Annotated in this window: 22 protein-coding genes and 1 riboswitch; of the genes, 20 read left to right on the top strand and 2 right to left on the bottom strand. The window is 38.2% G+C overall.

What is annotated here, in order from left to right; translation table 11 throughout:
- Positions 1-84: 84 nt before the first annotated feature.
- The 15 genes from IMZ31_RS10375 to IMZ31_RS10305 all read left to right on the top strand — a co-directional run bounded on the left by IMZ31_RS10375 (position 85) and on the right by IMZ31_RS10305 (position 14,342).
- Complete coding sequence (locus tag IMZ31_RS10375) at positions 85-594, top strand: DUF3907 family protein (RefSeq protein ID WP_207527311.1); 510 nt, start codon at positions 85-87, stop codon at positions 592-594.
- Between the two features lie 60 nt (positions 595-654).
- Entirely contained in the window at positions 655-1,539 is an 885-nt protein-coding gene (locus IMZ31_RS10370) for a superoxide dismutase (protein WP_207527310.1), read from the top strand.
- Positions 1,540-1,696: 157 nt separating this feature from the next.
- The gene (locus IMZ31_RS10365) at positions 1,697-2,764 is read left to right on the top strand and encodes a D-alanyl-D-alanine carboxypeptidase family protein (RefSeq protein ID WP_305849408.1); all 1,068 of its coding nucleotides are present in this window, start codon (positions 1,697-1,699) and stop codon (positions 2,762-2,764) included.
- The gene (locus IMZ31_RS10360) at positions 2,765-3,355 is read left to right on the top strand and encodes a nucleoside recognition domain-containing protein (RefSeq protein WP_207527308.1); all 591 of its coding nucleotides are present in this window, start codon (positions 2,765-2,767) and stop codon (positions 3,353-3,355) included.
- Positions 3,355-3,885: a spore maturation protein gene (locus IMZ31_RS10355; protein WP_207527307.1), complete on the top strand. Its 531-nt coding sequence runs from the start codon at positions 3,355-3,357 to the stop codon at positions 3,883-3,885. Before IMZ31_RS10360 ends, IMZ31_RS10355 begins: the two co-directional genes overlap by 1 nt.
- 97 nt (positions 3,886-3,982) lie before the next feature.
- Complete coding sequence (locus IMZ31_RS10350; RefSeq protein ID WP_036779515.1) at positions 3,983-4,711, top strand: pseudouridine synthase; 729 nt, start codon at positions 3,983-3,985, stop codon at positions 4,709-4,711.
- 68 nt (positions 4,712-4,779) lie between these two features.
- Positions 4,780-5,325: a thiol-disulfide oxidoreductase ResA gene (gene resA / locus IMZ31_RS10345; protein WP_207527306.1), complete on the top strand. Its 546-nt coding sequence runs from the start codon at positions 4,780-4,782 to the stop codon at positions 5,323-5,325.
- 28 nt (positions 5,326-5,353) lie between these two features.
- Positions 5,354-6,985 (top strand): cytochrome c biogenesis protein ResB, encoded by a 1,632-nt coding sequence (locus tag IMZ31_RS10340; protein ID WP_207527305.1) that lies wholly within the window; start codon positions 5,354-5,356, stop codon positions 6,983-6,985.
- A gap of 37 nt (positions 6,986-7,022) precedes the next feature.
- Positions 7,023-8,219 carry a c-type cytochrome biogenesis protein CcsB gene (ccsB, locus tag IMZ31_RS10335; RefSeq protein ID WP_207527304.1) on the top strand — a complete coding sequence of 399 codons (1,197 nt, stop codon included), beginning with the start codon at positions 7,023-7,025 and terminating at the stop codon, positions 8,217-8,219.
- 67 nt (positions 8,220-8,286) lie between these two features.
- A complete protein-coding gene (locus tag IMZ31_RS10330; protein WP_207527303.1) occupies positions 8,287-9,003 on the top strand; it encodes a response regulator in 717 nt (238 codons plus the stop codon).
- Positions 9,003-10,772 (top strand): ATP-binding protein, encoded by a 1,770-nt coding sequence (locus IMZ31_RS10325; protein WP_207527302.1) that lies wholly within the window; start codon positions 9,003-9,005, stop codon positions 10,770-10,772. Before IMZ31_RS10330 ends, IMZ31_RS10325 begins: the two co-directional genes overlap by 1 nt.
- An 85-nt stretch (positions 10,773-10,857) precedes the next feature.
- Positions 10,858-11,041, top strand: a riboswitch (cobalamin riboswitch).
- 178 nt (positions 11,042-11,219) lie between these two features.
- The gene (locus IMZ31_RS10320; protein ID WP_207527301.1) at positions 11,220-11,639 is read left to right on the top strand and encodes a DUF4430 domain-containing protein; all 420 of its coding nucleotides are present in this window, start codon (positions 11,220-11,222) and stop codon (positions 11,637-11,639) included.
- Positions 11,640-11,644: 5 nt separating this feature from the next.
- Positions 11,645-12,175, top strand: coding sequence for an ECF transporter S component (locus IMZ31_RS10315; RefSeq protein WP_207527300.1), 531 nt, complete (start codon positions 11,645-11,647; stop codon positions 12,173-12,175).
- A 399-nt stretch (positions 12,176-12,574) separates the two neighbouring features.
- Positions 12,575-13,117 (top strand): RNA polymerase sigma factor SigX, encoded by a 543-nt coding sequence (gene sigX / locus IMZ31_RS10310; RefSeq protein WP_207527299.1) that lies wholly within the window; start codon positions 12,575-12,577, stop codon positions 13,115-13,117.
- Positions 13,104-14,342, top strand: coding sequence for a GerMN domain-containing protein (locus IMZ31_RS10305; protein ID WP_207527298.1), 1,239 nt, complete (start codon positions 13,104-13,106; stop codon positions 14,340-14,342). Before sigX ends, IMZ31_RS10305 begins: the two co-directional genes overlap by 14 nt.
- 41 nt (positions 14,343-14,383) lie before the next feature.
- Here the strand turns inward: IMZ31_RS10305 and IMZ31_RS10300 are convergent, their stop codons facing one another.
- A complete protein-coding gene (locus IMZ31_RS10300; RefSeq protein WP_207527297.1) occupies positions 14,384-14,878 on the bottom strand; it encodes an inorganic diphosphatase in 495 nt (164 codons plus the stop codon).
- 130 nt (positions 14,879-15,008) lie between these two features.
- Between IMZ31_RS10300 and IMZ31_RS10295 the strand changes: the two genes are divergently transcribed.
- A complete protein-coding gene (locus tag IMZ31_RS10295; RefSeq protein WP_207527296.1) occupies positions 15,009-15,467 on the top strand; it encodes a helix-turn-helix transcriptional regulator in 459 nt (152 codons plus the stop codon).
- A gap of 45 nt (positions 15,468-15,512) precedes the next feature.
- Here IMZ31_RS10295 and IMZ31_RS10290 read toward each other — a convergent pair whose 3' ends face one another.
- Positions 15,513-15,761, bottom strand: coding sequence for a ferredoxin (locus tag IMZ31_RS10290; RefSeq protein ID WP_036779494.1), 249 nt, complete (start codon positions 15,759-15,761; stop codon positions 15,513-15,515).
- Between the two features lie 207 nt (positions 15,762-15,968).
- Between IMZ31_RS10290 and IMZ31_RS10285 the strand changes: the two genes are divergently transcribed.
- The 4 genes from IMZ31_RS10285 to IMZ31_RS10270 are packed head-to-tail and all read left to right on the top strand — an operon-like array spanning position 15,969 to position 19,379.
- Positions 15,969-17,036, top strand: a complete 1,068-nt coding sequence (locus tag IMZ31_RS10285) for a YpbB family protein (protein ID WP_207527295.1) — start codon at positions 15,969-15,971, stop codon at positions 17,034-17,036.
- On the top strand, positions 17,017-18,552 hold the full coding sequence (locus IMZ31_RS10280; RefSeq protein ID WP_207527294.1) for a RecQ family ATP-dependent DNA helicase: 1,536 nt from the start codon (positions 17,017-17,019) through the stop codon (positions 18,550-18,552). Before IMZ31_RS10285 ends, IMZ31_RS10280 begins: the two co-directional genes overlap by 20 nt.
- Positions 18,549-19,121: a CPBP family intramembrane glutamic endopeptidase gene (locus tag IMZ31_RS10275; protein ID WP_207527293.1), complete on the top strand. Its 573-nt coding sequence runs from the start codon at positions 18,549-18,551 to the stop codon at positions 19,119-19,121. Before IMZ31_RS10280 ends, IMZ31_RS10275 begins: the two co-directional genes overlap by 4 nt.
- Positions 19,122-19,127: 6 nt before the next feature.
- Positions 19,128-19,379, top strand: a complete 252-nt coding sequence (locus tag IMZ31_RS10270; RefSeq protein WP_207527292.1) for a hypothetical protein — start codon at positions 19,128-19,130, stop codon at positions 19,377-19,379.
- The last annotated feature ends 41 nt before the right edge of the window (positions 19,380-19,420 follow it).

Raw genomic sequence — 19,420 nt, 5'->3', positions numbered from 1 at the left:
ATAGATTTCATAGATGAGTTCTGTGAGCCACGCTATGTGTATTTTAATTCTTTTATGATTGACCTAAATTAAGGAGGTCTTTAAATGAGTAATCAAATGGTTCGTGCACAGATGGAAGAGGTAAAAGAGATCTTAAAGAAATCTGTTGCGGATACGAATGACTATTTAAATCAACAATCCATTGGGGCCATGCTTCTTGAAGAGGGGAGCAAGGAACAGGAGTATTATAAGTTATTATTGAAAGCCTTACGTCGCTTAGAGGTATTTTGTGATGAAGCCTATGATGCCGTGCAAATCATCTTGCAATCGGAAACATTCCGAAAACCTGCAGCGGAAAGAACGCTTTATGGTATTTATCATCAATGTATTATGGAGTTCTTTTCTCCAAAAGGGGATATATGGTATGAAGATAGCAGGGCAGCTTATACTGGAAAAGATGCCATTAAGTATCATCACGAACCACCACAGTCATTTCGTAAATTAATTGTAGAACTTGAGAAAGCATTCCAACAAATGAGAGAAGAATTGGCTTATTATGAAACGGATTATCATACTAAAATGGTCATGAAAGAAGATCAAAGAAGCTCCTCTTAATAAAGAGGAGCTTTTCACTTTTTGTAGGAAAAGGGCATACGATACGTCGAGGTGATCGGTATGCAAAATGAAAGAAGACAATACTTACAATCTTTATTAAACTGGGCAAACGAAGTAGAGGAATCTTTAAAACAAGCACCTATAGAAAAAGGTAAGCTTGATGAGTGGATGGATGAGTTTGATCAATGGAAGAAAATGATCCATAAAACCCTCCGTAAAGATGAGATTACTGCAGGTGATGTGAAAGACGTTGTAAGTGAAGGAGAACGTATTATTTATCATTTAGAGGATCATGTGGAAGCTAATAGGCAAACTGGTCGTGTCCCGATAGGTAAACATAAGCTTCCTCCGCTCCCATATCCGTATGATGCTCTAGAACCTTATATTTCTAAAGAAATCATGCGTCTGCATCATGATGTTCATCATAAAAGCTATGTGGACGGTTTAAATAAAGCTGAGATCGAGCTAGAAAAGCTTAGAAAGAATGGAAAAGACACGATAATCAAGCACTGGTTAAGAGAACAGTCCTTCCACGGTTCAGGGCATTTTTTACACACGATTTTTTGGTTTAATATGTCCCCGGATGGAGGAGGTAAACCGGATGGGGAATTATTGAAGCAACTGAATAAAGATTTTGGTAGTTTTAAATCATTTAAGAAACAGTTTACAGATGCAGCCAAATCTGTAGAAGGTGTTGGGTGGGCTTTATTAGTGTGGGAAATGCGTGCTGGTAGATTAGCCATTCAAATTGTAGAAAAGCATCAAAATGTCTCGCTTTGGGATGTAGTTCCTCTTCTTGCGTTAGATGTATGGGAACACGCTTATTATTTGCAATACCAAAATAAGCGAGGGGATTACGTGGAGAATTGGTGGAATGTTGTGAACTGGAAGGACGTGACGGATAGGTTTAAATCTGTGAAAGATTTAAAGTGGAGTCTATATTAATATATAAAGCCGTGATGACTTGTTATCACGGCTTTGTTACGTTCTGAATCATAAATGGGATATTAGAAAAGATTCATATGCTTGTCAGCTTCGCATATGTTAATACAAAGTTAATGGAATGGGAGGATTCCCCTTGAAGCTGAAGTGGATCGTTATAATATGTATTTGTTTAAGTTTAGTGTTAGCTCCTTTAAAGGTGGATGCTAAACCTTCAGTCTCAGCGCGTAATGCTGTGTTGATGGAGCAAGAAACAGGACGAGTCTTATATGAAAAGCAAGCTCATGAGAAGAGGAACATCGCTAGTATCACAAAGATTATGACCGCGATCATTGCGATTGAATCTGGAATGATGGATGAAACAGTTGAAACGTCTAAACGTGCTGTATACACGGAGGGATCATCTATTTATCTAGAAGAAGGGGAGGAAATGAAGCTAGAAGATCTCGTCTATGGTCTTATGCTTCGCTCCGGGAATGATGCTGCCATGGCAATCGCTGAACACGTTGGAGGAAGTATGGAAGGATTTGTCCACCTCATGAATCAGAAGGCAGAATGGATTGGGATGACTCATTCACATTTCGCAAACCCTCATGGACTAGATGCGGACGGTCATTATTCTACGGCTTATGATATGGCGCTTCTTACCAGGTACGCTATGGAAAGTGATGTGTACAAGAAAATAGCTGGTACGACAACTTATAAGTCTGAGACAAGAACGTATGCTTGGGGTAATAAGAATAAGTTGCTTACCCGGTTATATGACTATAGCACAGGTGGAAAAACGGGTTACACAAAAACGGCTGGTCGTACGCTTGTGTCAACAGCTGAAAAAGATGGAATGAATCTTATAATGGTTACGTTGAATGGACCTGATGATTGGAATGATCATATCCATACGTTTAATTGGGGATTTAAGACTTTTGAAATGAGGGATTTAAAAGAAGAAGGGGAACACTCCCTTGATTCTGCGACTGGTTACTTATGGGATACCGTTAAAGCACCATTAACAGAGGAAGAGTATAAGCAGCTAACGACTAAAACACAAATTCAAAAACCATCAGGTTATGAATCTGTGAATTCTGTTTTAGGCCAAGCCATATTTGAAGTAGACCAAGAGGTGGTAGCAACAGCTCCTGTCATGGCAACTCCTATGCCCCAAACTCAGACAAAGAGCTTAGCTCAGACTGTTTTCTCTTTATTTAAAGAGCTCATAGGGGCGAAATAAATGGTTAATCTAATATGGGTTTTCATGGCAGCTGGAGGTATTGTTTTTGCTATGTTTAATGGAACAATGGCGGATGTAAATGAAGAGCTCTTTCAAACCGCTGATGATGCTGTAATGCTAAGTATTAGTCTAATGAGTGTATTGGTCTTCTGGTTAGGGCTAATGAAAATTGCTGAAAAAGCGGGATTATTAGAAATCTTAGCCCGCTTTTTTCGTCCATTAATTAAACGTCTCTTCCCCGATATACCTGATGATCATCCGGCTATGGGCTATATTTTATCAAATATTTCAGCTAACTTATTTGGACTTGGAAATGCTGCTACGCCAATGGGGATTAAAGCTATGGAGGAAATGAAGAAGTTACAGCCTGATAGTGATCAAGCAAGTCGATCAATGATTACCTTCTTAGCTATTAACACCTCTAGTGTCACTTTGATTCCAACTACCGTTATTGCAATTCGTATGAAATATGAATCCATTGCTCCTACCGAGATCGTAGCTACTACGATTGTTGCTACACTGATTTCCACATTTGGAGCTATTTTAGTAGATCGTTTTTTCTACTCGCTACGTGAGAGGAGGATCAAGTAATGCAATGGTTAACAACGGTGAGTACATGGATGATCCCCTTAATCATTTTACTCGTTCTAGTTGTAGGTACAATTAAACAAGTGCCTACATATGAAACATTTGTAGAAGGGGGCAAAGAAGGAATAAAGATGGCTGTTAGTTTACTCCCCTTTTTGTTAGGCATGATGGTAGCGATTGCTATATTTAGAGCGTCTGGCGCCATGGAAGCGATTGTTGGGTTATTCTCCCCTTTATTACAACTTGTTGGTGTGCCATCTGATATTGTTCCTTTAGCGCTAGTCCGACCTATATCAGGAACTGCTGCTCTTGGAATGACAACGGAGATTATAGGTACCCATGGGCCTGATTCATTTCTAGGAAGGCTTGCGTCTACTATGCAAGGCAGTACAGATACTACTCTTTACATCATTACGGTTTATTTTGGTGCTGTTGGTATTAAGAGAATGGGGGATGCATTGAAAGTTGGACTAATTGCGGATTTTATTGGTATAATTGCCTCTATCATCGTTGTGTCGATTGTATTTGGTTAACAAAAGCGTTAAGATGAAAGTGCGTTAACATCTTCATGTTAGCGCATTTGTTATGCATAAACGGTCTACATAATATAGAGTGAAAAGGAGTTTGGAAATGGCAGATCATCAGGAAAGATTGCAAAAAGTTATCGCAAAAAGTGGGGTAACGTCTAGAAGGAAAGCAGAAGTTTATATTATTGATGGAAGAGTGAAGGTAAATGGGAAGGTTGTAAATGAACTAGGAACTAAAGTTGGCCCAAATGATACTGTTGAAGTAGATGGGGTACCTCTTGAAAAAGAAGTTCCTGTCTATTACTTGTTGTATAAACCTAGAGGAGTTATTTCGAGTGTTAGTGATGATAAAGACCGAAAAGTTGTGACTGACTTTTTACCAGAAGTTAATGAGCGTGTGTATCCAGTGGGACGACTTGATTATGATACGTCAGGTTTAATTATCTTAACAAATGATGGTTCCTTTGCTCAGTCACTTATGCATCCGAAACACCAAATCGATAAAGTATATGTAGCAAAGATAAAAGGTATACCTACTAAAGAAGAATTGCAAAGCATGAAAAAAGGGATTAAATCAGATGGTGAACATTTGAAAGCTATTCATACCAAAATGTTGTCTAGTGACCGTAAGAAGAATACATCAATCATTCAAATGGTACTACATGAAGGGAAGAACCGACAAATACGTCGTATGTTTGATGCATTAGGTTATCCAGTAGATAAGTTAAAGCGCGAGCGCTATGGTTTCTTATCCACTGAAGGCCTTCAACCTGGAGAATGTCGTGAGTTAACTCCACATGAAGTGAAGTTACTAAAAAAGGCATCTGAATAAAATTGTAACTAAATTTTCAAAGTTTACCACTATGTAAAATGGTATAATGTGCGGGAGGAGTGACAAACATGGCGAATAAGAAGAAAAAAAGGTTTATTTTTCGAAGTGTAGTTTTAGCGATTTTAGCAATTGCCGTTGGTTTTGCGCTCTATTCCTCCTTTACAGATGGCGAGAAGGCTGTTTTAAAAGAAGGGGACACGGCCCCTAATTTTAAATTGAAAACGGTTAATCATGAAGAAGATACTCTTGCCTTATCAGACTTTGAAGGTAAGGGTGTTATGGTAAACTTTTGGGCTACATACTGTGAACCTTGTAAAGATGAAATGCCTTATATGGAAGAGTTATATAAGAAATACAAGGATAAAGACGTAGAAATTCTGGCAGTCAATCTCGACCAGAGTGAACTTGTCGTTACTCGTTTTCTAAAAGAATACGGCATATCATTCCCAATCGTTCATGATCAAAAAGGCCAAGTCATGGGGGAGTATGGGGTAGGATACCTACCGGCTAGTTATTTTATTAACCCAGACGGTACGATTGAGAAGAAAATCATTGGGCCATTAACGCTTGATCGTCTGGATGGATATTTACAAGACATCACACCTGAGTCTTAAACGAGCCAAGGGATAGAGAGGTTTTTACATGAACAAAATTAAATGTGAGTGCGGGCATATTAATCCGGAGGGGACCGTTCTTTGTGAAGCTTGTGGGAAGCCGGTTGAAGAGAATCAGCATATTGATGGGAATAATAAAAACAAACTTTTGAACATGAGATACGACGGAAGTGCTAGACGTTCAAAGACATACAACAAAACAATTGTTGATAAAATTTGGAATTTTTTCTCTTCAGTGAAGGTGGGGGTTTGGTTAATTGCTATCACATTAATCGCTTCCTCATTAGGGACAATCTTCCCGCAAGAAATGAATAACCAATCACCTTTACCTGCTGATCAATATTATGAAGAGAACTACGGAATGGCAGGACAAATTTATTATCAACTGGGTTTCCATGATCTATATGGTTCTTGGTGGTATATGATCTTAATTGCTTCAATCGGAGTATCTTTGGTTATAGCTAGTATTGACCGTGTTGTTCCTTTATACCGGTCACTAAAGAAACAAAAACCAAAACGTCACGAGACTTTCTTAAAAAGACAGCGCCTATTTGGCCAAGCCGAACATGCTTCTGATCAGGATTACCATAAAGTTATTGAGCAATTAAAAGAACGTCGATATAAAGTTACTCAAGAAGATGGTCATGTTCTTGCGGAGAAAGGTCGTTTCTCGCGTTGGGGCCCGTACGTAAACCACATAGGGTTAATTATCTTCCTATTAGGCGCTTTAATGCGATTTGTTCCATCTATGTATGTAGATGCCAACGTATGGGTACGTGAAGGCGAAACCAAAATGCTCGAGGGAACTGAAGGAGAATATTACATTAAGAATGAAGATTTCATTGTCGAAATGTATGATGAAAATGATGAACGTTTTAAAGAATCAATCGAGAAACAAGGTGGCTCTGTACCGAAAAACTATCAAACGAATGCGGTTCTTTATCAAAGAACAGATGAGTCTCTTCCAGGTGTAGATCCTGAACTTGAGCAAGTAAAAGAAGGGGAGATTCGTGTAAATGAACCTTTGAAAATTGATGGTTTCGCTATTTATCAGACAACCTATCAGCTAAATGAATTTAAAACGATGACATTTAAGCTTCATGAAAAAAATGATGCAGATGAAAAGGCGATCGGTGAGTTTAAAGTTGATTTAGTTGATCCGAAATCTGAATATACATTAGATAATGGATATCGAGTTGAGCTTTATGACTACTACCCTGAATTTGAAATGAAAGACGGGGTTCCAAGCTCTTACTCCAAATACCCGAAAGATCCTGCGTTCGTGTTCCATGTTTATCCACCAGATCAAGAAGAGCCAGAAGTAAACTTCTTAGCGATTGGATCTAATTTAGATCCTGATGGAGATAATCAATACAAGATTGGTATTACAGATTTAGAAATGCGAGATGTTACAGGATTAACCATTCGAAAAGATTATACTCTACCATTGTTAGGTATTGGTGGTGCCATCTTTATGATTGGGGTTATACAAGGAATGTATTGGAATCATAGACGCATATGGATCCAACCTAAAGAGCAAGGATTTTGGGTTGCAGGTCACACAAATAAGAACTGGTTTGGTCTTAAGAAAGACTTAGAGAAAGTTTTAGATGGAACTAGTGTGGAACCACCACAAGACCAACAGGAGTTAAAAGAGTAAAACCCTGAAATAGTTTGAAGGGTAAGGAGGAATAAAGTTGGAATTAAGCACAATTAGTAGTAATTTACTCTATGCATCCTTCTTTCTTTATTTGATCGCTACTTTCTTTTTCGGAGGTACGATAAGGGAGAAGGATGCTCAACAGAAAGAGTCTAAGGCTGGTAAGATCGGTATTACCATTACCATTATTGGATTTGTAGCACAAGTAGGCTACTTCATAACCCGTTGGATTGCTAGCCAACATGCCCCTCTAAGTAATTTATTTGAATATACGACTTTCTTTGGTATGATGCTTGTACTCGCTTTTATCGTTATGTACTTTATATACCGACTAAATGTACTAGGGCTTTTCGTATTACCTATCGCTTTATTAATTATTGCCTATGCGAGTATGTTTCCTAGTGAGATCTCACCACTAATTCCAGCACTAAATACACATTGGCTATATATTCATGTATCTACTGTTTCTCTTGGTCAAGCAATACTAGCAGTGAGTTTTGGGGCTGGACTCTTATACTTAATTAAAACAATTGATCAAACTGAGAGAACGAAAAAAACCTCATGGTTAGAGTTTATTATTTACACTCTTTTTGCAGTCATTGGATTTATTGTAATCACAAGCGGATTCCGCCTAGGTGGTTATGAAGTTACTTTTGAAGTTCCTGCTGAAGGAGAGGCAGTGGAAGTAAGTACAGTTGATTATACATTGCTTCCTATTGTTGGCCCTACAGATGGTACGTTACAAACTGAAGGGGCAAGTGGACCATTGTTGGAAGCTCCTTCTTGGATGCAAGGAGAAAAAGCAGCAAGAAAGTTAAATACAATGATTTGGTCCCTTCTAGTAGGTCTTGTCTTGTACGTGATGACTCGCCTTATATTAAGAAAACGAGTTGCTGCAGCGATACAACCTAAATTAGCACGCGTAAAGCCTTCATTAGTAGATGAAGTTTCTTATCGTGCAGTAGCAATCGGGTTCCCGGTCTTCACCCTAGGCGGACTAATTTTTGCAATGATTTGGGCACAAATAGCATGGAACCGTTTCTGGGGTTGGGACCCGAAGGAAGTTTGGGCTCTCATTACTTGGTTGTTCTATGCGGTTTTCCTACACTTACGATTAGGTGCAGGGTGGCATGGGGAAAAGTCTGCATGGCTTGCCGTCATTGGATTTGCCATTATCATGTTTAACTTAATAGCTGTTAACCTCGTGTTAGCAGGACTACATTCATACGCGTAATCTGTTACAAAGGCTGCTAATCTTTAGATTTGTAGCCTTTGTTGTAAAAAAGAAGGGAGATAGAAATATGGACCAGGGTGGAAAGATTTTAGTAGTAGATGATGAAGAACGAATTCGTCGGTTAATCCGCATGTACTTAGAGAGAGAAGATTACGAAGTTGTAGAAGCCGAAGACGGGGAAGAGGCTCTAGAGCTTGCTATTGGGGATGACTTTGACCTTATACTTCTAGATTTAATGATGCCTGGAAAAGATGGTATAGAAGTATGCCAGGATATACGTGAGAAAAAGGCCACACCCATCATTATGTTGACGGCAAAAGGGGAAGAGTCGAATCGTGTCCAAGGCTTTGAAGCAGGGACAGATGATTATATCGTAAAACCCTTTAGTCCAAGAGAAGTAGTACTTCGAGTTAAAGCCTTACTAAGGCGCTCCTCTTCCACTAAATTCTTGCAAACTGAAACAGGAGCAAGAGATGTGTTGGTGTTTGATCATTTAACAATTGATAATGATGCACATAGGGTGAAAGCAGATGGTAAGGATGTTAGCTTAACACCTAAAGAGTATGAACTTCTTCTTTTCCTTGCACAAGCTCCTGATAAAGTCTTTGACCGTGAGCAACTTTTAAAGGAAGTTTGGCAGTACGAATTCTTTGGAGACTTGCGCACAGTCGATACTCATGTGAAACGCCTTCGTGAGAAACTAAGTAAAGTATCGAAAGACGCTGCCAAGATGATTGTGACAGTGTGGGGCGTAGGATATAAATTTGAGGTAGTTGGTGACTAATGTTCTGGCGAAGTGTAGTAGGTAAGTTGTGGTTTACCATACTACTATTAGTATCGTTTGTATTATTTATATTAACGGTTTTATTACTTGAATTCTTTGAAAGTTACCATATTTATCAAGCTGAGAAGGAATTGATGCAAACAGCTGAAAAGGTGGAAGATATCCTTGGTGAGTACGAAGAGCGTTCGTTAGCGCTTTCGATTGCTGAAAAAATTATTGATCCTTCAAGCAGAATCGTAGTTGCATTTGATGATGATGATCAGTGGATTTCACCGACATATAAAGAGGATGTACCAGTTGTCCCTATGGAGTGGTTGTATCAAGATGATTCATTATCTACCGTATTTAATTCAAAAGAAACGGTAATGAAAGAAGATATTATTCCTGAAACGGATACACATGTAATGATTGTCGGAATCCCTCTTTCCGAGCGTGGTTCTGGTATCTTCGTTTACCAATCCCTCGCCTTTGTTGAACAAACAACTTCTCAAACAACAAGAATCATTTTCTTAGGGGCTGGGATAGCGATTATTCTAACAACGATTTTTGCATTCTTCTTATCGACACGTATTACGTCTCCTCTTATTAAAATGAGAGAAGGTGCATTCGAGTTAGCACGAGGTGAATTTAATACAAAGGTCCCTATCTTGACCCATGATGAAATTGGAGAACTGGCCATGGCTTTTAATCGCATGGGAAGGCAGTTGAAGTTTCATATAAATGCACTAAACCAGGAGAAAGAGCAGTTATCAGGGATTCTTCGCTCTATGGCTGATGGTGTTATTACACTAAACCGAAAAGGTCATATGCTAGTAACGAATCCTCCTGCTGATCAATTTATTGATGCCTGGTTCTATGAACATGAAAATGGACTGCCGAATCACGACCTCTTGCCAGGTGAACTACAGGATATGCTTCAAGAAGTTATTACGCAAGAGAAAGAAATTATGACAGAGCTAGTAGTTCAAGGGCGAAGTTTTGTAGTTATCATGACTCCTCTGTACGATAAAACTTATGTTAGAGGTGCAGTTGCGGTTATTAGGGATATGACGGAAGAACGGAGATTAGACAAGCTTCGTAAAGACTTTATTGCTAATGTTTCTCATGAACTTAGGACGCCTATTTCTATGTTGCAAGGATATAGTGAAGCTATTGTGGATGATATAGCTGAATCCAAAGAAGACAAAAATGAATTAGCCAAAATTATATATGACGAGTCTCTCAGGATTGGAAGACTTGTAAATGAATTATTAGATCTTGCACGTATGGAAGCAGGCCACATACAACTAAACCGTGAGTTAGTTGATATTCATGATTATATTGAACGAATTGTTAAGAAATTTTCAGGATTAGCTAATGAAAAAAATATCTCAATTCATGTTGAAGTGGATGAAAATCTTCAGCAAGTGTATTTTGATTACGACCGTATTGAACAGGTACTAACGAACTTACTTGATAATGCTATTCGACACACAGAACAAGATAAACAAGTTTTTGTATATGTAGTAAGCGAAGAAGATGATGTTCAATTTTCTATCCATGACCAAGGTATTGGGATAGCGGATGAAGATTTACCATTTGTATTTGAACGTTTTTATAAGGCAGATAAGTCACGTAAGAGAAGTGAAGGTGGAAAGTCAGGGACTGGATTAGGCCTTGCTATTGCTAAAAATATCGTAGAAGCACACAGAGGGTCCATCTCTGTTCACAGTAAGCAAGGGGAAGGAACAACCTTCCTATTCAAACTTCCAAATGATCTCGAATCATGACGAACAATCTTGTTTCCTATGAAACGATCTACGTTTAAAATGCTTCCTTTTCTTATTTAACTATGCTACGATACAAACATAATAAAATTTCATATTTAACTATGGTGTTCTCATATGAGAACTGAATAGGGAATCTGGTTGGAATCCAGAACTGTCCTCGCAACTGTACGTGTGGACGAAAGGGAAATGCCACTTTATATATATAAGGGAAGGCTCTCGAGTAGATCGATACACAAGTCAGTAGACCTGCCATAGTTAACCGTTTCAAAGCTTCGAGGATTGAGCGTTTGAGAGACCTATCTTGTCATTGTTATACGAGATCCGTCATGCTCAAAGACTCTTCCATTATATGGAAGAGTCTTTTTTCGTAACAAAAGGTCTGTCTTCGTTCCATCTCTTCGTATCGCAACGAAACAACTACACATTTTTATGGAGAGGTTGGATGAGATGAAACAAATGATGAAAATGCTACTAGCTGCTTTATTCGTATTAGGAGGACTTGCTGCATGTGGACAGTCAACAGGGGATGCAAATAGTGGAGAGAGTAGTCAATCTACACAAGAAGAACAGCAAGAACAACGTGTACGAGTGGAAATTACAAAGAATAACAAAGAAGAAGATGTAGCTGAAAAAGAAATTGAAATTGAAGCAGGAGCAACCGTAATGGAAGTAATGAAAGCAAATTTCGATATAGAGACAGGCAGTAACGGTGGTTTCATCACTTCGATCGAAGGCGTAGCCCCTAAGAATGGGGAACAGAAAGCGTGGTTTTATTCTGTGAATGGGGAAGAAGCTATGGTTGGTGCAAACGAGTATACATTAGAACCTGGAGACATTGTTACCTTTGACTTTCACAGCTGGGAGTAATACTGATGAACTTATATAAATTAACGTTAATATCTTTGCTTGCTGCACTTGCCACAGTTGGAAGGTTTTTGTTTAGTTTCTATCCTAACGTTCAACCTGTCACAGCGATTATTATTATTTGTGGAATTTGGTTGGGTCCCTTGTACTCTGTAGTGCTTGCTGTTGTGACCACCATTTTATCTAATATGTTGTTAGGCATGGGAATATGGACATTGCCTCAAATAATAAGCTGGTCCTTAATTGGTTTGCTTGCAGGTTGGTTAGGAAAGTATAGGCATGTACTTCCAATGTATTTATATGCTGTATTTGCAGGTATAAGTGGTTATTTCTTTGGATTTATGATGGCTGTTACATACGGTCAAGTAGGGAATCATTTCTTTGCTTATTGGCTAAGTAGCCTCCCGTTTGACACGTATCATGCTGTTGGTAATGTTGTATTTATGATTGTACTATATCCCGTATTGTCTCGTTTGTTTAAACAATATGAGAAAAAAAACATACACTCTTTTAAACAACCCAATCAGTCATTGAACTGATTGGGTTGTTTTATAATGGATTGAATTAGACTATTTTCAAGATATGGGCAATAATTTTGAAGGTTCGAAGTTGAAAGAATGTTTCCGTTAGCTTTAGTTCAGTTTAATGTGGGCCTGGAAACCACTCGTTTTCCTGTGGGGAGCTGGTGATCCTCCTCAGCCGGAACGCCGGAACTAGACCGGCCCTTCTCAGGTGAAATATCCAACTTAAACTCTTCCACATAATAGGTATTATGTGGAAGAGTTGTGAAAGTAGCTATACCATTTAACATACACTAGATATTATTTGATTTTGGTAGGAAATGGTCTATTCAAACGCTTGGAAATAATTTATAGTATGAAACGGGTGAAACGTTTTACATAATTTATCGACTAATGTTATGAACGGGAGGTTGAGGAATGGATTCCGTATTTCAAGATCTTTATGAGAAATATCATAAAGATGTATTTCAATTTATATTTTACATGGTAAAAAACCGGGAGCAAGCTGAAGATCTCGTTCAAGAAGTATACATTAAAGTCATGAATTCTCATGATCGATTTAAAGGAGAGAGTAGTGAAAAAACATGGATATTTTCTATTGCACGTCATGTTACAATCGATTTCTTTCGTAAGCAAAAACGAAAGAGGAATCGTATCATGGAGTTCTTTGACTGGGGGGAGCAGGGCCATTTAATACAAGATGATCAGCCCATCCCAGAAGAAATTGCGTTGCAGAACGAAGAGATTCAAAAGATGTACCATTGTTTAGAAAGGTGTACAACAGACCAAAAGACGGTGATCATCTTGAGGTATATTCAGTCTATGTCTATACAAGAGACGGCTGACATTTTAGGAATGACTGTCAGCAAAGTTAAAACCACTCAACATAGAGGGATGAAAGCACTTCAAGCTTATATGAATGAGGAAGACGAGGAGGGGATCAAGAGTGAAACGAAATAAATATCACAGCAATGACTCCATAAAAGATCTCCTGAAAAGCATGCCTGATGTAGAAGATCGACAAAGCTCTGAAGATCTATATCGAAAAATCTCTGCCAAGCGTAATAATGAATTACAAAGACAATCTAAGCGAAAAAAGTTGGCTACAGTGTGGGGAGTAGGGGTAGCCTCAGCAGCTGCAATTATTTTATTTTTATTCGCTGCCTTACCCTCTATGCAACAAGAGCAATCCTATGATACCTCTTCTTCTGAAGAGTCAGTAGAAACAAGCAGAGACCAGGCTGAAGCTCGAGATCAAACAAAAAATGAAATAGATCGTTCATCAGAATCCAATGTAAAGAAAGACGAAAGTTCTTCACCTGAAACGGCAGAAGCTAGTTTCCATGATAGTATGGCTACGGAATCTTCATTGATCTCAAGAGTTGTGACTAAAAATGAGAATGAACTCAATGCCATTGCAGCGTTTGGGGATTTGCAAGGACAATATGTAGTTCCAGTTACTTTTTCAGTCTTAAAAGAGTCCAACACCATGGAACAACTCTATAATTCACTAGAAGGCTCATTCAAAGAAGATGAGTGGGGAGTCAAAGGCTATCAGTTTGCTTCTGTTTCATTTGATATTAACCAAGAAGAAGGAATCGTACTGGTAAACTTCCCTGTGGATTATGATTTCCCTGAATCCTCTACCCAAGAGAATATCTTTATAATGTCTCTTAAAGTAATGTTTGGTCCGCTTGATGTGAATACAATTAAGCTTGAGACAGACGGTGAACCAGGTATTAATCTTGGGAACAATACAGGGTTAGAGGAAATCGATATTTCTGGAGAATTTCTCTACAAATTATATACACCGCAAAAGGGTCCGCGACTATTTATTTCAATTCCTGTCAATCAGGGGTCAACGGTAGAAGAAGCATTAAAGGAACTTAAAGTTGATGAAACGGCATTTAGTATTGAAGGTACCATTCCGCATTCAGTTGATATAGAGGATGTAAAAATAGATGGTGAGCTTCTTGAAGTTAATATGAATGGCGGTGACAATATTGATGATCAGCAAGTAATCACAATGATTGAATCCATTCTTATGACAGCTAAGCAATTTGGATTTACTCAGGTTAAGTTCAACAATCTTCCTAAGGACGAGGTAGGAATGTACGATTTAAGCCAGGCCATTTCTGTTCCTTACAGTGTTAATCCTATGCCTTTACAACAAAGTTCTCCTTAAACATAAAAAAGCTCGCCTCAATTGGCGAGCTTTTTTTTACTTTATTTATTTTCTTCATAACGTGCTAAGCACTCATCAATAAGCTTGCTAGCTGCTTCTACACCTTCGTATTCTCCGATCTCAGTTTTCTTACCTTGAAGATCTTTATACGTTTTGAAGAAGTGAGAAATCTCTTCTAATTTATGCTGTGGTACATCGTCTAAAGTGTGAACATCTTTGAAGCGTGGATCCTCAGTAGGAACTGCAATTAGCTTCTGATCTTCTTCTCCATCATCAATCATATTTAAGAAACCAATTACACGAGATTCAATTACGCAACCTGGGAAAGTTGGGTTTGTAACAAGCACAAGTGCATCAAGTGGGTCATCGTCTAATGCTAACGTGTCATCAATATACCCGTATTCTGCAGGGTAGAATTGGGAAGAGAATAGAACACGGTCAAGTTTAAATACACCTTTTTCCTTATCAAATTCATATTTGTTTTGACTTCCTGTTGGAATTTCAATAAACACATCAATAACTTTATTTTCCGCCATTTGAATGCCTCCTTATTCGACAATAGTATGTATGTTCTTGCAGATTTATATTATATCAACATTTAGCTAGGAAGGAAAGCATAGAACATGTTAAAATAAAGGTATCGACGTATGTTAGGACTGATGATAAATGGACCAACATTCTTTAGTTGAGCAACTTTCCCCAAAAGTCAAGCTTGTCCGTGTCGAAAGGGGCTATACGCAGGAGCGTATGTCTTTGATACTCGGTGTGTCTAAAAAGACCCTTGTCCAAATAGAGAAGGGTAGAATTCAAGCTAGTTGGACAACGTTAGTAGCTATGGTTGCTTTATTTCGAGATAGCGAAGTCATACAAAATACATTGGGGGAAGATCCTCTAGAAGTTTTAGAGACGATAGCCCATGAATCTGTATATCGCCCTAAGCAGCGCACGCTTGGTGGGAAGGTGTGGTGGACATCAGTAGAAGAGCATAATGGATATATATTACAACAAAATGTTCTAAGTCAACATTACAGAATCATCGACGGGAATTATTATAGGTACTTTAGCAGCTTTGATCTTAAAGAAGCGCGTCAGAAATTGGCTGAGCTAGGGGAAAATCCGATATAAAAAAGATCCCTCCATTATGTGAAGGGATCTTTTTAGGAAGATAGCTTATTCGAATTTCAAAGCGTCGCCGTCGAACGGTTCGTCTTCAACTTTAATGGAATCTGTAGGGCAACCTTCGAAAGCATCTTCCATATCTTCGTGAAGATCCTCAGGAATCTCAGCAGTACCTTTATTATCGTCTAAGATGACAAATGCAATGCCTTCATCATCGTAATCATAAATATCTGGAGCTGCAGCCCCGCAAGCCCCACATGCAATGCATGTTTCTTTGTCAACAATTGTATATTTAGCCATGTCACATACCCTCCTATAATATTTAAGACCCTGGTATGGATCTTCTATTACATATATAAGTATCCTAATTTGGAAACATTTTCGCCTATTACATATTGTAAAGCTCTTCTTTTAACATTTCAACTAAAAATCGGCGATTTCACCATGCAATCTAAGCTGGACGTGACCCTTCATATAGCTTTCTGAAGGGGAGAGAAAGGGGATCTCATGTTTAACACTTTATTACTTCACAGCATTCAACAATTACAAGGTGAAAGAAGTGCCTCTGCGATTTTACACATGCTAACAGGTAAAAAATCTTCACAAACATTTCAGGACGTTTATGCATACCATCTATCAACTTTTTTTGGAATACATCGGACGATTACTCGTGATGATTTAATGAATGAATTAAAAAAATTAAAGGCGCTTCAGTATATTGCAATTAGAGAGCGAGAAATACGTTTGACAGAATATGGTTTAAAAGAACTCAACAAAGAACCAATTGAACATACACCCTTAGCTTGGCTGAATGGTACTGCATATCAGCATATGGACCAGCAATTTTGGGGTCGTTTAGTAGTATTCGTACAGACAGCCTCTAATATCGCTTCTGGTCAGCATCAATTTATTCCAGTTGACGAACGAAAAGAAGTTTTGAATTGGGTAAAAGTAAAGTATCGATATGAACAATCCAACCTTCGTGAATACTTACAGCACCTATATTCTGAACTACATGTTCTTTTGAAAGGTATGCCTGAATGGGTTGCTGAACTTACAACCTATCGTTTATCTGCTTACCATCGCTATGGAATGAGTAAAGATCAGTTGGCTTTACACTACAACCTTTCTGTTCATGACGTCACAATTACCCTACAGGCTGTTATTCATTATTTGTTACAGAGTGTTTTGGAAGACCAAAGAACTTACCCTTACTTATTTCAAATGTGTGAAGACCTTCAAGTGACACTACCACTTACTCACTCTGCTCAAAAAACTTTTGATTGGATTGAGAAAGGCTATACCCTTGAGAAAATAGCAAGGATTCGTAAACTAAAGATGAGTACTATTCAAGATCATATTGTTGAAATTGCTCTAGTGAACCCGCGTTTTCAAATTGATCAATATGTCACAAAAGAAGCGGCACAGAACATTTCCCACACAGCAAGTGTATTAAACACGAACCGCTTGAAAACAATTCGGGATGAGCTAAGTGGAGATTACTCTTATTTTGAAATTAGGCTCGTGTTAGCGGCCTCACAAGGAGTGTCAAATAATGGACGAGGGAACACTTGAGAAGCTACTGCATAATTACTTTGGATACGAACAATTTAGAGAAGGTCAAAGAGAGATTATCGAGGATTTATTAAAGGGAAATGATGTATTAGGCATCTTACCTACTGGAACTGGTAAATCGATGTGTTATCAATTGCCATCTCTTCTGTTAGAGGGAACTGTAATCGTAGTAAGTCCACTGATTTCATTAATGATTGACCAAGTAAAGCAGTTAAAACAACAAGGTATGAAACGCGTTGTAGCAGTAAACAGTTTTCTAAACCCACAACAAAAGCAACAAGTGTATACTCATATAGATCAATATAAATTAGTTTATTGCTCACCAGAGATGCTACAAAATGACCAGTTTTTACAGGTTTTAAAAGAGAAAGTTTCTGTTTCGTTACTAGTAGTGGATGAGGCGCATTGCATATCACAATGGGGGCATGAGTTTCGTACGGACTATTTAAAATTGGATGAAACACTAAAGGAGTTAAAAGAACCAACTGTATTGGCATTAAGTGCCACCGCTCCAGTGCATGTCCAAGATGACATTGTGAAACAAATGGACCGGCCAGATATGCGTAAACACATTTACCCCATGGATAGGGAAAACATCGCGTTTACAGTAGAACACGTTGCTGGTATGGAAGAGAAGATACAACGTTTAGCTGCTATATTAAATACACATTCAGTACCGACTATGATTTATTTTTCGAGTCGTCAGTGGACAGAAAAAGCGGCTCATGAATTAAATCAACGTGTGGAAGGGATGAGGATTGCTTATTATCATGGTGGAATGGATCAGGTAGACCGTTTGCTGATTCAACAGCAATTTATGAATAATCAATTAGATGTTATTTGTTGCACCAGTGCCTTTGGTATGGGTGTTAACAAAGGAAATATCCGGCTTGTTGTACATGCTCATATACCATCGCAGGTTGAATCTTTTTTGCAAGAGATAGGTCGCGCAGGACGAGATGGATTACAAAGTGTTAGCTTAACGTTATATAGCCCGGGGGATGGCGAAATTCCGAAGCGTTTTATTGAGACAGAACTTCCTTCTGAAGAAATGGTTTCTAATGCAATGCGTTACCTACAATCATTATCCAATAAAGGTATGTACATTCCTACTCGACCAGAGGATATAGAGGAAACATTGCAACTCAGTGAGGTTCAATGGCGCTTTTTATCTTATCAATTTGAGAAGCATGGCCTTACTAAAGGGAAAAATATTCTAAAACATCAAGGCTGGAAAGAGGCCTACTATTCGATCCTTACCTTTATTCAAGAAAGAACGGTGATCAAACAGAATAAATTAGCAGAACTTTTACATTGGGTGCACTCAGAAAAATGTTTGAGGTCAACCTTATATAGTTCATTCCAAGCCTCATTAAAAGAGCCCACTGGTTTTTGTTGCGACCGCTGTGATTTTGCATTTGATTTATGGACAACAAGCAACACTGATAAGCGAACGGAGTTGTTAAATTGGGAAGAAGAACTCCAGAAGATTTTTTTACAAGGGGGGTCTGAATGAATCAAGCTGAATTAATAAAAAAAATGACGGATCGCCAAGTCGTAACTCAACTCTATATCACTCAAGTATTCATTTTAGTCATTTCTCTAATGTCTAGTTGGTTTTTATTTGATTCCGTAAAAGATTGGTATGATTTATTTACCTGGGACATGAAAGGTATTTTATATTATGGTGGATCAGCTGCTCTTCTTATATTAAGCTTAGACATATTGCTCATGACCGTTATGCCAAAACGTTTTTACGACGACGGTGGAATAAATGAAAAAGTTTTCAGAAACCTCCCTGTATTAGAGATTGTTGGATTGACATTTTTTGTGGCTTTTGCTGAGGAAATGCTATTTCGGGGTGTGATTCAAACAGAATATGGTTATTTAGCTGCTAGTATATCATTTGCGCTCGTACACATTCGCTATTTGACCAAACCTGTTTTGTTTATTTCGGTTATTGCAATTAGTTTTTATATTGGATGGATGTATGAAATTACAAGTAATTTGTGGGTCACAATATTTGCCCATTTTATGATTGATCTCGTGTTAGGAATCATGATTCGATATCGTATACTGAGGTGACGAACAATGGAAGAACCCTATAGTAACAACGACCAAGCGAAGGATTTGCGACGAAGAATGCAAGATGACGAGAGAAGTTTGTTGAAAGAACCTAATCAAGGGGAATTAGGTGAACTCATTTCTAGTCTTCCATCTAGAAGTGAAGTACATAAGGGTAAGCAAACTAAAATGAAATGGAAAATTAAATATCCATTCATCCGCTTATTAGTTTTTCTATTTGTTGTTTTGATACTTCTTCTTCCTTTATATTATTTGTAAATTCAAATGAACTTAAAAAAAGAGGTTAGAGTTGTTGACTC

This window comes from Pontibacillus sp. ALD_SL1, assembly GCF_017355605.1.
The sequence above is the reverse complement of the archived record's forward strand: the minus strand, read 5'-3'. Positions and strand labels throughout refer to the sequence as shown.